This is a genomic window from Streptomyces sp. NPDC005496 (genome assembly GCF_042872045.1).
Taxonomy (GTDB): Bacteria; Actinomycetota; Actinomycetes; order Streptomycetales; family Streptomycetaceae; genus Streptomyces.
On the sequence record NZ_JBIAJQ010000004.1, the window covers coordinates 146,104 to 158,430 of the forward strand.

10 protein-coding genes are annotated in these 12,327 nt (G+C 73.3%); 3 read left to right on the forward strand and 7 right to left on the reverse strand.

Going from position 1 to position 12,327, the window contains the following annotated elements; all coding sequences use genetic code 11:
- The first annotated feature begins 35 nt into the window (after nucleotides 1-35).
- The gene (katG, locus tag ACFYQQ_RS13130) at nucleotides 36-2,267 is read left to right on the forward strand and encodes a catalase/peroxidase HPI (RefSeq protein ID WP_388904516.1); all 2,232 of its coding nucleotides are present in this window, start codon (nucleotides 36-38) and stop codon (nucleotides 2,265-2,267) included.
- Nucleotides 2,268-2,434: 167 nt separating this feature from the next.
- Here katG and ACFYQQ_RS13135 read toward each other — a convergent pair whose 3' ends face one another.
- The gene (locus ACFYQQ_RS13135; protein ID WP_356243462.1) at nucleotides 2,435-3,439 is read right to left on the reverse strand and encodes a WYL domain-containing protein; all 1,005 of its coding nucleotides are present in this window, start codon (nucleotides 3,437-3,439) and stop codon (nucleotides 2,435-2,437) included.
- 109 nt (nucleotides 3,440-3,548) lie between these two features.
- Nucleotides 3,549-4,613, reverse strand: a complete 1,065-nt coding sequence (locus ACFYQQ_RS13140; RefSeq protein WP_388904518.1) for an NAD(+)/NADH kinase — start codon at nucleotides 4,611-4,613, stop codon at nucleotides 3,549-3,551.
- Between the two features lie 178 nt (nucleotides 4,614-4,791).
- On the opposite strand from ACFYQQ_RS13140, the gene ACFYQQ_RS13145 reads away from it, so the two are divergent.
- Nucleotides 4,792-5,469 carry an AIM24 family protein gene (locus ACFYQQ_RS13145; RefSeq protein WP_355781627.1) on the forward strand — a complete coding sequence of 226 codons (678 nt, stop codon included), beginning with the start codon at nucleotides 4,792-4,794 and terminating at the stop codon, nucleotides 5,467-5,469.
- Between the two features lie 149 nt (nucleotides 5,470-5,618).
- Here ACFYQQ_RS13145 and ACFYQQ_RS13150 read toward each other — a convergent pair whose 3' ends face one another.
- The gene (locus ACFYQQ_RS13150) at nucleotides 5,619-6,758 is read right to left on the reverse strand and encodes a polyprenyl synthetase family protein (RefSeq protein WP_388904520.1); all 1,140 of its coding nucleotides are present in this window, start codon (nucleotides 6,756-6,758) and stop codon (nucleotides 5,619-5,621) included.
- Entirely contained in the window at nucleotides 6,755-7,921 is a 1,167-nt protein-coding gene (locus ACFYQQ_RS13155; RefSeq protein WP_388904522.1) for a tetratricopeptide repeat protein, read from the reverse strand. Before ACFYQQ_RS13155 ends, ACFYQQ_RS13150 begins: the two co-directional genes overlap by 4 nt.
- A 310-nt stretch (nucleotides 7,922-8,231) precedes the next feature.
- On the opposite strand from ACFYQQ_RS13155, the gene ACFYQQ_RS13160 reads away from it, so the two are divergent.
- Complete coding sequence (locus ACFYQQ_RS13160; RefSeq protein ID WP_356243452.1) at nucleotides 8,232-8,858, forward strand: alpha-ketoglutarate-dependent dioxygenase AlkB; 627 nt, start codon at nucleotides 8,232-8,234, stop codon at nucleotides 8,856-8,858.
- A gap of 76 nt (nucleotides 8,859-8,934) precedes the next feature.
- Here the strand turns inward: ACFYQQ_RS13160 and ACFYQQ_RS13165 are convergent, their stop codons facing one another.
- From ACFYQQ_RS13165 to ACFYQQ_RS13175, 3 genes are all read right to left on the reverse strand, one after another.
- On the reverse strand, nucleotides 8,935-9,528 hold the full coding sequence (locus ACFYQQ_RS13165) for a TetR family transcriptional regulator (protein ID WP_356164146.1): 594 nt from the start codon (nucleotides 9,526-9,528) through the stop codon (nucleotides 8,935-8,937).
- Nucleotides 9,525-11,024, reverse strand: coding sequence for an MFS transporter (locus tag ACFYQQ_RS13170; RefSeq protein ID WP_356243448.1), 1,500 nt, complete (start codon nucleotides 11,022-11,024; stop codon nucleotides 9,525-9,527). The genes ACFYQQ_RS13165 and ACFYQQ_RS13170 overlap by 4 nt, the downstream gene beginning before the upstream one ends.
- 92 nt (nucleotides 11,025-11,116) lie before the next feature.
- Nucleotides 11,117-12,322 (reverse strand): FAD-dependent monooxygenase, encoded by a 1,206-nt coding sequence (locus tag ACFYQQ_RS13175; protein ID WP_388904524.1) that lies wholly within the window; start codon nucleotides 12,320-12,322, stop codon nucleotides 11,117-11,119.
- Nucleotides 12,323-12,327: the final 5 nt, after the last annotated feature.

A 12,327-nucleotide genomic window follows, 5' to 3' on the forward strand; every position in this document is an offset into this window, starting at 1 on the left:
GAGCACCGTGATCCGCCTGGTCCGGAAGGATTCCCATGTCTGAGAACCATGATGCAATCGTCACAGACGCGAAAACAGAGGACGGCGGTGGCTGCCCGGTCGCGCACGGGCGCGCGCCGCACCCGACGCAGGGCGGCGGAAACCGTCAGTGGTGGCCGGAGCGGCTCAACCTGAAGATCCTCGCCAAGAACCCCGCGGTGGCGAACCCCCTCGGCGAGGACTTCGACTACGCCGAGGCGTTCAAGTCCCTTGACCTGCAGGCGGTCAAGCAGGACATCGCCGAGGTCCTGACGACCTCCCAGGACTGGTGGCCCGCGGACTACGGCCACTACGGCCCCTTCATGGTCCGGATGGCGTGGCACAGCGCCGGCACCTACCGCATCAGTGACGGCCGCGGCGGCGCCGGAGCCGGCCAGCAGCGCTTCGCGCCCCTCAACAGCTGGCCGGACAACGGCAACCTGGACAAGGCCCGCCGCCTGCTGTGGCCGGTCAAGAAGAAGTACGGCCAGAGCCTCTCGTGGGCCGACCTGATGATCCTCACCGGCAACGTCGCCCTGGAGTCGATGGGCTTCGAGACCTTCGGCTTCGCCGGCGGCCGCGCGGACGTCTGGGAGCCCGACGAGGACGTTTACTGGGGCCCCGAGACCACCTGGCTCGGCGACGAGCGCTACACCGGCGACCGCGAGCTGGAGAACCCCCTCGGCGCGGTCCAGATGGGCCTCATCTACGTCAACCCCGAGGGCCCCAACGGCAATCCGGACCCGCTCGCCGCGGCCCGCGACATCCGCGAGACCTTCCGCCGGATGGCGATGAACGACGAGGAGACCGTCGCCCTGATCGCGGGCGGCCACACCTTCGGCAAGACGCACGGCGCGGGTCCCGCGGACCACGTCGGCGCCGACCCGGAGGCCGCCTCCATGGAGGAGCAGGGCCTCGGCTGGAGGAACACCTTCGGCACCGGCAAGGGCGCCGACACCATCACCAGCGGCCTCGAGGTCACCTGGACCAGCACGCCCACGCAGTGGGGCAACGGCTTCTTCGAGAACCTCTTCGGGTACGAGTGGGAGCTGACGAAGAGCCCGGCCGGCGCGCACCAGTGGGTGGCCAAGGACGGAGCGGGCGCGGGCACCATCCCGCACGCCCACGACGCGTCGAAGCGGCTCGCCCCGACGATGCTGACGACCGACCTCGCGCTCCGCTTCGACCCGGCCTACGAGCAGATCTCGCGCCGCTTCCTGGAGAACCCCGACCAGTTCGCGGACGCCTTCGCCCGTGCCTGGTTCAAGCTGACGCACCGTGACATGGGCCCGGTCGTCCGCTACCTCGGCCCCGAGGTCCCGGACGAGGTGCTGCCGTGGCAGGACCCGCTGCCCGCCCTCACGCACGAACTCGTCGACGCCGAGGACGTCGCCTCCCTCAAGGAGCAGGTCCTCGCCTCGGGCCTGACGGTGTCCCAGCTCGTGTCCACCGCCTGGGCCTCGGCCTCCTCCTTCCGCGGCAGCGACAAGCGCGGCGGTGCCAACGGCGCACGCGTCCGCCTCCAGCCGCAGAGCGGCTGGGAGGTCAACGACCCCGACCAGCTGGCGGCCGTGCTGCGCACCCTGGAGGGCATCAAGGAGTCCTTCGACGCCGCGCAGTCGGGCGGCAAGCGGATCTCCCTCGCCGACCTGATCGTGCTCGCCGGTGCCGCCGCCGTGGAGCGCGCCGCCAAGGAGGCCGGCTTCGAGGTCCAGGTCCCGTTCACCCCGGGCCGCGTGGACGCGTCGCAGGAGCAGACCGACGTGGAGTCGTTCGCCGCGCTCGAGCCGACCGCCGACGGTTTCCGCAACTACCTGGGCAAGGGCAACCGCCTGCCGGCCGAGTACCTGCTCCTCGACCGCGCCAACCTGCTGACCCTGAGCGCCCCCGAGCTGACGGTCCTGGTCGGCGGCCTCCGCGTCCTCGGTGCCAACCACGGGCAGTCGCAGCTCGGCGTCCTCACCACCACCCCGGGCTCGCTGACGAACGACTTCTTCGTCAACCTGCTCGACCTGGGGACGACGTGGAAGGCGACCTCCGAGGACCAGAGCACCTTCGAGGGCCGCGACGCCGCCACGGGTGAGCTGAAGTGGGCCGGCAGCCGTGCCGACCTGGTGTTCGGTTCGAACTCCGAACTGCGCGCCTTGGCCGAGGTCTACGCGAGTGACGACGCCAAGGAGAAGTTCGTGAAGGACTTCGTCGCGGCGTGGGACAAGGTGATGAACCTGGACCGGTTCGACCTGGTCTGAGCCCTGTCCGAGGTCCGGGCCGGCGAGCACCACCGCCGGCCCGGACCTTTTTGCCGTGCGTGCCCCTCGGCGGTGGCCGGCGGTGATCCGCCGGGAACGCGCCCGCCCTTCCGCCGGGAGCGGTTCGTCCACGGGGCCCGCCGCTCACCGCGGACGTGGAGACGTGCTCACCGCGGACGCGGAGCAGCGCTCACCGCACCGGCGCAGCGGCGACTCAACCGCGTGACGGCGTCCGCCAGTTCGGGCGGGCCGACGACCTCGAAGTCGGCGTCGAACCTGCCGACGGAGGCGGCCAGGGCCGCCCACGACCACGAGCCCAGGACGAGCCGGCAGCGGTCGGGGCCGAGTTCCTCGACGATCCCGTCCCGGAGGTGGCGGGACACGGCGGCGGCGGGCAGGCCCAGGATCACCTCACCGCGGCACGGCCACCCTCCCGAACTCTCGGAGCCCCGGAACCTCCCGGCCACGAAGGCGGCGACCCCGCCGGGCGGTTCACGCGGGACGAAGCGGGGTCCGGTGGGGGTGCGCGGGGTGATCCGGTCGGCCCGGAAGACGCGCCAGTCCTCACGGTCGAGGTCCCAGCCGACCAGGTACCAGCGGCCGTCCCAGGTGACGAGGTGGTGGGGCTGCACGCGGCGCCGCGTAGCCCCGGCGGCGTCCCCTCCCGGCCGGTTCGGCGCGCCGGGGACGTGGTCGAAGCGCAGCTCCTCGTGGGCGTGGACGGCGGCCCCGAGCGCTACGAGGACGCCGGTGTCGACCTGCGGGTCCGGCCGGTCGGCGGGGCGCGCCACGGCGGTGACGGGGAGGGCGTCGACGCGGTGGCGCAGCCGGGCCGGCATGACCTGCCGGACGGTGTGCAGGGCCCGCACCGCGGCCTCCTCGATGCCGGCGCCGGTGGTGGCGGCGGCGATCCGGAGGGCCACCGCCAGGGCGACGGCCTGCTCGTCGTCGAACAGCAGCGGGGGCAGGTCCTTGCCCGCGTCGAGCCGGTAGCCGCCGTCGGGCCCCTTCGTGGCCACCACGGGGTAGCCCAGCTCCCGCAGCCGGTCCACGTCACGGCGCACGGTGCGCGGGCTGATCTCCAGCCGCTCGGCCAGCAGGGCTCCGGGCCAGTCCCGGCGGGCCTGGAGCAGCGAGAGGAGGGAGAGCAGTCGCGCGGAGGTCTTCGGCATGCGCCCATCGTGGCGCGGGAAGCGGTCAGGTCCTGACCGCTTCTCCCACGGGAAGCGCGGCCAGGTCCGCACGGCGGCGCGGCACCCTGTCGGCGCCGGGGCGCCCTTCTCAGCCGGGCGGGTTCGGCCTGGGCGGCATGGCCAGATGCGCGAGGTCCGGGGGCGGCGGTGTGGTCTGCGGCCACAGGGGGGCGGCGTCCCCGTCCGCGATCGCGGCGGGCGCATCGGTGAGGTTCATCCGCTCGCGCAGCCGGCCGTAGAAGTCGGTCGGGCCCAGCCGGACGGCGCGCAGCCGCCGCGGGGCCGCGTAGACGCCGATCCAGTCGCCCGGTTCCAGCACGCCCCGCACTTGGCCGTCGATGCTGACCGCCGCCTGGCCGGAGCGTTCGAGCAGGCGCAGGGCGATCGGCTCGTCGGGGGCGGCCACGACCGACCGGTTGAACGTCATGTGCGGGGCCACCGGGGTGAAGATCAGCGCGTCCGTGCGGGGGGACACGACCGGGCCGCCGGCGGCGAAGCTGTACGCGGTCGAGCCGGTCGGGGTGGCCACCAGCAGGGCGTCCGCCGAGTAGGACGCCAGGAGCCGCCCGGCCAGGTAGACGCCGGCGGACACCTGCCGGTCCCGCGACAGCTTCTCCAGGACGATGTCGTTGAGCGCGGTGACGTTCAGGGCCACGCCCCATTCGTCACCGGTGTCGCAGTCCGTCCGCACCCCGGGAGGCGGCAGGAGGGGGCCGCGTCCGTAGCGCATGAGCGCCTCCATGTCCGGCGGGACCTCGAAGGCACGGGAGGCGCGCAGGGTGAGCAGCATGCGCTGTTCGACGGTGAGGCGGTCCTCGCGTACGGCGTCCAGTGCCGAGCGCACCGCGGCGGCCGACACCTCCGTCAGGAAGCCCACCCGGCCCAGGTCGATCCCGAGGACGAGGGCGTCGTTCTCGGCGGCGAGACGGGCTCCGCGCAGGAAGGTGCCGTCACCGCCCAGGGTGACGACGAGGTCGGGGTCGCCCGCGGCCTCGTTCTCCTCGTGGGCGCTGTGCCGGCCGCCGTCGTGCCACACGTCGATGTCCGTGCACTGCACACCGTGTTCCTCGCACCAGGCGCGGACGCTGCGGGCCGCGTCCACGGCCTCCCGGCGTCCTCCGTGCGTGACGAGACCGATCCGGCGGACTGTCATGAGTGCCTCCCCGGCCAGCCTACGGAAGCACCCGCGCCGGCGCCTCGGGAAGTACACCCGGGCGGTCGTCCCGCCGCCGTCGCTGGTACACCGGTGCCATGTTGCAGTTCGGTCCTGGATCGCCGCCCGACGGGAAACGATCTTGTCGGAACGGACCGCTCCGGGACAAGATGCGCCCATGAAGGGTGACCTCTTTTCCAGTGACCACATGGTGCAGCCGGCCGTAGCGCCCGGCATGACCGTGCAGAACGCCAAGTCCATCAAGTACGCCGTGAACGGCGAGATGTTCGCGCGGCAGGGGGCGATGATCGCCTGGCGTGGGGCGTTGCAGTTCGAGCGCAAGGGCCAGGGTGTGGGGGGCATGCTGAAGCGGGCGGTCACCGGTGAGGGACTGGCGCTGATGGCGGTGCGCGGACAGGGCGAGGCGTGGTTCGCGCACGAGGCGCAGAACTGCTTCATCGTGGACGTCGAGCCCGGTGACGTCTTCACCGTCAACGGACGCAACGTGCTGTGCTTCGACGCCTCGCTGTCGTACGAGATAAAGACGGTGAAAGGCGCGGGCATCTCCGGCGGCGGCCTGTTCAACAGTGTCTTCACCGGGCAGGGCAGGCTCGGGCTGATCTGCGAGGGCAATCCGCTGGTCATCCCGGTCTCGCCGCAGCAGCCGGTGTACGTGGACACGGACGCGGTGGTCGGCTGGAGCGCGCACCTGAACACCTCGCTGCACCGCTCGCAGTCGTTCGGGTCCATGATCCGGGGCGGTTCGGGCGAGGCGGTGCAACTCAAGCTGGAGGGTGAGGGGTTCGTCGTCGTCCGGCCCAGCGAGGCGACGCCGCAGAAGGCCCAGCAGCACTGACCGGCGGAAGGACGCGGGACCGTCGGCCGCGCCGGTGACGGTCCCAAGTCCGTTGCGGGGACGAGTTGTTCGTCGCCGCTGCCGGTATGCGTGTGCGGTCGCCCGTCGCCTGCCCCCGGCCCGTCCTCGGGACCGGGGGCCGAAGGGTGTCAGACGGTGCGGTGCGTGAGGCCCGCGAGGAGGCTTCGCAGCTCGGAGAGCGGACGCGGAGCCAGCGCGGCCGCCGCCAAGAGGGCCTCGGCGTCGGCGAGATGACGCCGGGTCGCGCTCAGCGCCGCCGCGCGGCCACCGCACCGCTCGACCAGGAGCGCCGCCCGCCGCACGGCGGAGTCGTCCCGGGCGGCGCGGGCCAACAGTCCGGTCAGTTCGGCACGGCCCGGCGTGTCCAGGGCGGCGAGGACCGGCAGGGTCTTCTTGCCCTGGCGCAGGTCGCCGTGGACCGGCTTTCCGGTGACGGCCGGGTCGCCCCAGATGCCCAGCAGGTCGTCCGTGATCTGGAAGGCCACGCCCAGATGACGGCCGGCGCGGTCCAGAGCGGTGACCGTCTCCCCTCCCGCTCCCGCGAGTTGGGCCCCGAGCGCCAGCGCGCACCCGAGCAGGGCACCCGTCTTGCGCTCGGCCATCGTCTCGTACTCCCCCACGCTCACCGCTTCGGGGCCGGACCACGGACGCCGGGCGAACTGCAGGTCGTCCGCCTGACCGTGCACGAGGTCGCGAAGCGCGGCGGTCAGACGGCGTACGGCCGCCGGCATGTGGACGGGAGTCGGCCCGGCGTTCCGCGAGAGGGACTCGGCAGGACCGGCCTCGACCCGGCGCGGCGGTACGGCGCCGGCGCGCGAGGGTCCTGCCGCCAGCGTCTCGACGGCGAGGGCGAAGAGGGCGTCCCCCGCCAGGACGGCGGGGCCGGTGCCGTACGCCTTCCACACGGCCGGCCTGCCCCGACGCAGCGGGTCACCGTCCATGATGTCGTCGTGCAACAGCGAGAAGGTGTGCACGAGTTCGACGCAGACCGCGGCCGGCACGCCTGCCTCGGCGGGGGCTCCGACGGCCTCGGCGCCGAGCACCGCCAGCGCCTGCCGTACGCCCTTGCCGGGACTGCGCACGGTGGGCGTCCCGCCGGCCTCGACGCGGCCCAGCGCGTAACCGGCCATCTTCCCGACCCAGGGGTGCAGGGTGCCGACGGCCTCGCCGAGCGCGGGTGCGACCAGTTCGCGGCAGCGGCGCAGCAGGCGGGACACGTCGGCGGGTGCCGTCCGCTCGTCCGCGTACGGAGTGGTGAGGGCGGTCACCGGCCCGCCTCCGCGCCCGCGTCGGCGGCAGGACCGGTCCCGTCGGCCGTGGTTCCGGGTGTGCCGTGGTCCGGCCGCCCCTGGGCCAGGGCTGTTTCCGCCCCCGTCCCGACCGGTGCCGTTCCCGCCGACGCGAACTCGTCGAGACCGAGTTCGGCGCGGGCCCGGTCGATCAGGGCGCGCCCGTGCCGCAGCCCGATGTCCTCCAGCAGGCCGGCCAGCTCGGTCAGGTCCGCCGAAGTCTCGGCGCGGTCGCGGCCGAGCCGGGCCCGGGACTTGACCAGCCCGAGCCGGGCCAGTGCCCGGCCACGCGGTTCGCTCATGCCCTCGAACTCGGCGAGGGCCAGCGCGTACATGTCCCGGGCCTCCTCCATGCGCCCGGCCCGGTACAGGACGTTGCCCCGCATCTTGTGGTTGTAGGCGAGCGCGCTCACCAGGTTCATCTCCCGGCAGGAGACCTCCGCCTCGGCGAGCAGCTCCAGCGCCCGGCGCGTGTCACCGTCGCGCACGGAGACGATGTCGGCCAGCCCCCGCAGCGCCCAGGCGTGGCCGCGCCGGTCCTCCGCGCGCGCGGCTATCCCGGCGGCCTCCTCGAACATCGCGTACGCGGTCTCGTACGACCCGGTGTTGCGGTGCATCTGGGCGATGCCCTCCAGGGCCCACACGGTGTGGCGGGCCTCGCCCCGCTTCCGCGCCTCGGCCAGCAGCTGTTCGTGCAGCGCGGCGACGGCCGCGTAGTCGCCCTGGATCCGCCCGGTCTCCGCGAGTCCGGCGAGCGAGTAGCCGCGGACCACCACGTCCCCGGCGACCTCGCCGAGCTCGGCGGCCAGCCGCAGCAGGCGTCGGGCGAGGGGGAAGGCCCCGCGCTGCCTGGCCAGGGTCCCGCCGCTCCACAGCGCCCAGGCCATGGCACCGGTGTCCCCCGCCTCCCGGGCGGTGCGGTAGCTGGCCTTCCAGGCGCGGTCCGCGTCCGTCACCTGGCCGAGCCGCCGGTGGGCCTCGGCGACCGCGAGTCCGGAGCGGGCCGCCTCGGCGTGCTCCCCGGCACGCTCGGCGGCGCGCAGCCGCTCGGTGCCGGCGGCGAGGACGTCCGTCAGCGACGAGTTCACCGACAGGGTGGTCAGAGCGCCCTGGTACTCCGGGGCGAATGCCTTGCTGTACATACGTGCCTTTCGGTCTGGCGTCGGCGGGGTGCCGGTGCACTGCGGCCGGTCGGGGATGTCACCGGGCGGACGGCGCGGGCGGATTCCGGTCGCCCCTCGTATACACAGCATCTCTACATGCCGTGTATACATCGAACGCATAGTGGACCGGACATCAGCCCGGGAAACCCTCCGAAGTGCCGTCGCGCACCGTCCCGCCGCTGTCGATCAAGACGGCACCGACGCGCACGGGGTTGCCTCGCGGAAGCGACACTTCCGATCCACCTCGCCTCATGGAACATATTTTCGATTAGCGAGGTACGCTGAAAGCATGTCCACGCACCTCCAGGGCTCACTGTTCGACCAGACCGACGACGTGGGCCTGACCTCCCTCGACGGTCTTCGGCGGACCGTGCTCGGCGACGGGGCCTGGATCGATCTGCTGCCGGGATGGCTCCGCGGCGCGGACGCGCTGTTCGAACAGCTCGCCGCCGACGTCCCCTGGCGGGCCGAGCGCCGCCAGATGTACGAGCAGGTGGTCGCCGTACCCCGGCTGCTCTCCTACTACGGGGCGGGCCGGACGCTTCCGCACCCCGTCCTCGACGAGGCACGCGACGCGCTCAGCGCGCGGTACACCGCCGAACTCGGGGAGCCGTTCGCCACGGCCGGGCTCTGCTACTACCGGGACGGCCGCGACAGCGTGGCCTGGCACGGCGACCGCATCGGGCGCGGCGCCCGCGAGGACACGATGGTCGCCATCCTGTCCGTGGGCGCGGCGCGGGACCTGGCCCTGCGTCCCCGCGGCGGCGGGGAGACGCTGCGCTACCCCCTCGGGCACGGCGATCTGATCGTGATGGGCGGCTCCTGCCAGCGCACCTGGGAGCACGCCGTGCCGAAATCGACGCGTGCCACGGGCCCCCGCATCAGCATCCAGTTCCGCCCTCAGGGCGTGAACTAGGGCCCGTCGGGCCGGCTAAGTCCGCGCAGGCCGCAGGGATCACGGAAGGCGGCGCGGCACCGTCACCGGAGGCGCGTTACGGCGTGAGCTGGGCCTGCACCGCGGGCGCGTACCTGTCGACGATGTCGTCGACGTCGGCGGCGCGCAGCCGGGTCCCCCGGGCGATGCCGTACATGACCCCGAGGCCGAGCAGGACGCTCACCGCGAGTTCGGCGCGCAGTCCGGCGTCCGGGCCGTCGAGACGCTCCGCCAGGCGGTCGCCCACCTGGGCGCGGAAGTTGGCCCGCAGGATGTCGCCCTGCTCGCCGTGGAGCGGGGCGAAGACGATCCGCAGGAGGGGGTCGGCGCCGTGGTCCCGCTGACTGACCAGGAGATGACGGACCATGTGGCGGCCGAGGGCGTCGAGCGGCGCGTCCAGGAGGGCGGCGGCGTCCGCCTCGAAGGACATCACCTGCGCGAGGAGGGTGTCCTTGTTCCCGAAGTACTTCAGGATCAGCGGCGCGCTGACGCCCGCGCGGTCGGCGATCGCCTTGAGCGTGATGTCCGCGTGCGCGTGCCGGGCCAGCAGGTACCGGGTCGCCCGGAGGATGGCCGCCTTCGTCGTCCGGGCGTCCCGGCGCGGCGGTGCGGCCGGTGCGAGACCGGAGGGCGGGCTGTTCATGGTGCTCATGCTCCTTCGAGTGCCTCGTCTTCGCGGGGCCCACGGCCCGCCGCCCCGCGCCGGGACGCCGTACGGCCGCGGGGCCGCCGAGCCCCACCGGACGCGGGGGCCGCCGGATCGCCGGGGATGGACAGCGCGGCGGCGCAGGCCACCAGGGCGACCGTACCCGCCAGAGCGAACGCCAGCAGATAGCCGTGCAGGGTGGGCACGGCGACCCCGGCGAGCCGGCTCGTGTGGTGGACGAGCACGGCGGCGACGGCCGCGCTGCACACCGCCTGCCCGACCGTGCGCATCAGGACGTTGACGCCGTTCGCGGAGGCGGTCTGGCCGGCCGGGACGGCACGCAGGATGAGGGTGGGGAGGGCCGAGTAGGCGAGGGTCGTGCCCGTGGAGACGACGGTGGCGCCCAGGATGATCACCCAGAGTTCGCGGCTGTCCGCGATGCGTATGCCGTAGCCGAAGGCGATGACCGCCGCGCCGAGAGCCAGCGTCACGCGCGGGCCGCGGGCCGCCGAGAGGCGCGCGGAGACGGGTGAGAGCAGCAGCATGGTCACCCCGCCCGGCAGCAGGCACAGTCCGGTCGCCACGATGGACAGGCCGAGCCCGTAGCCGGTGGCCTCGGGCGCCTGCACGAGCTGCGCCGTGACCAGGGAGTTGGCGTAGAAGGCGAAGCCGGTCAGCAGCGCGGTCAGGTGGGGCAGCGCGACGCGCGGCCGGGCGGCCAGCCTCAGGTCGACCAGGGGCCGTTCGGCGCGGAGCTGCTGCCTCCACCACAGGGCGAGGACGAGCACGCAGGCCGTGAACAGGCCGAGGATCACCGGGCTGCCCCAGCCCCACTGGCCACCCTGGGAGACGCCGAGCAGCAGGCACACCAGGCCCGCGGCGAGGCCGAGCGCCCCGAGCGTGTCGAACCGCCCCGGCTCACGGACCGGCGACTCGCGCACCGCCCACCAGGCGAGCGCGAGACCGACGGCGCCGAGCGCGCTGGTGGCCCAGAACATGACGTGCCAGTTCGCGTACTGGACGATCAGCGCGGCGAGCGGCAGTCCGAGGGCCGCGCCGATCCCCACGGTCGAACTCATCAGGGCCACGGCGGAACCGGTGCGCTCGGGCGGGAGTTCGTCCCGCAGAATGCTGATGGAGAGCGGTACGACGGCCGCCGCCGCGCCCTGCAGTGCGCGCGCGGTGATGAGCAGGGCGATGTCCGAGGTGAGGGCGCACAGCACCGAGCCGAGGGTCATCAGGGCGAGCGCGGCCAGCAGCACCCGGCGCTTGCCGTACATGTCCCCGGCGCGCCCGAGCACGGGCGTCAGGACGGCGCCCGACAGCAGGGTGGCGGTGACCATCCAGGACACGGCGCTCGCGGAGGCCCCGGTCAGGCGCGGCAGGTCGGGCAGCAGGGGCACCACGACCGTCTGCATGACGGCCATGAGGATCCCGCCGAACGCCAGTACCGGGACCGTCAGGCGGTCACGGACGCCGCGCGTTTCGCGTACGGCCGTCATGAGCACTCCAGGAATCGGCGCGGGAGATCGAGGTGAATGGCCATTCACCTTATCTAGTGAATGGCCATTCACCTAGTTCGACGCCGCATCCTTCAGCTTCCCGAGCGGGCCTGCACCGTGCGGGCGATCCGGGGTCCGAGCCACCGCTTGAGCCGCCGCAGCGACTCCAGGCTCCCGGCGGCGCAGTCGATCCGGTAGTAGAGCTGCGGGGGAACGTACGGCAGCAGCGGGGAATGCCGCTGACCGAGGAGGGCGAACATCTGCGCGGGCGGGAGGTGGATGTAGCGCGGCAGGTTCTCGTACCACTGGGCGCTGTGCCGCGCCGCGCTCTGCACCGGCAGCAGCGCGGCCCGGCGCTCGCGCTCGTACGCGGCGAGGGCGGGCCGCAGCTCCCGGTGGGCGCCCAAGGCGTTCGCCAGGGACATCGCGTCCTCCAGGGCGAGCGTGGTTCCGGCGCCGATGGAGTAGTGGGTGGTGTGGGCGGCGTCGCCGAGCAGGACGAGGTTGTCGCGGTGCCAGGTGCGGTTGGTGAGGGTGCGGAAGTTCAGCCACTGGGCGCTTCCGTCGGACTGCGCCCGGCCGATCAGCCGGTGCCCGTCCAGGAGGTGGGCGAAGAGCTTCTCCAGCAGGGCCAGGCCGTCGGCCTCGCTCGCCGTGTCGAGGCCGAGACCCGTCCAGGTCTCCGGTGCGCACTCCACGACGCAGGTGCTGCGGTCCTCGCCGAATCCGTAGGCGTAGCACCAGATCCAGCCGTGATCGGTCTCGACGAACGCGAAGGTGAACGCCTCGAAGACCTTCGTCGTGCCGAGCCAGATGTAGCGGTTGCGCCCGAGGGCGACGGCGCTGCCGAAGTGGTCGGCGTGGCGCTCGCGCAGACCGCTGTGGACGCCGTCCCCGGCGACGACGAGATCGGCCTCCGGAAGCGGATCGCCGGCGGCGATCTCGTGCTCGAACTCGATCCGCACCCCCAGGGACTCCGCCCGCTCGGCGAGGAGGCCGAGCAGCCGGTGGCGGCCGATGCCGAAGCCCTCGTCGCCATGGTGTGCCGTCGTGCGGTCCCCGACGTGGGCGACGCCGTCGCTCCAGCGGACCGAGGCCTCGCGCACGGCCCGCGCCGACTCGGGGTCGCCCTCGTGCAGCCGGTCGAGGAGGCCGCTCCAGTAGGTCACGCCCCAGCCGTACGTCGAGCCGGCCGGGTTCCGCTCGTGGACGGTGATGTCGTGGGACGGTTCCTGACGCTTCATCAGGATCGAGAGGTACAGACTTGCCGGGCCGCCGCCGACGCACGCGATCTTCACGCGCA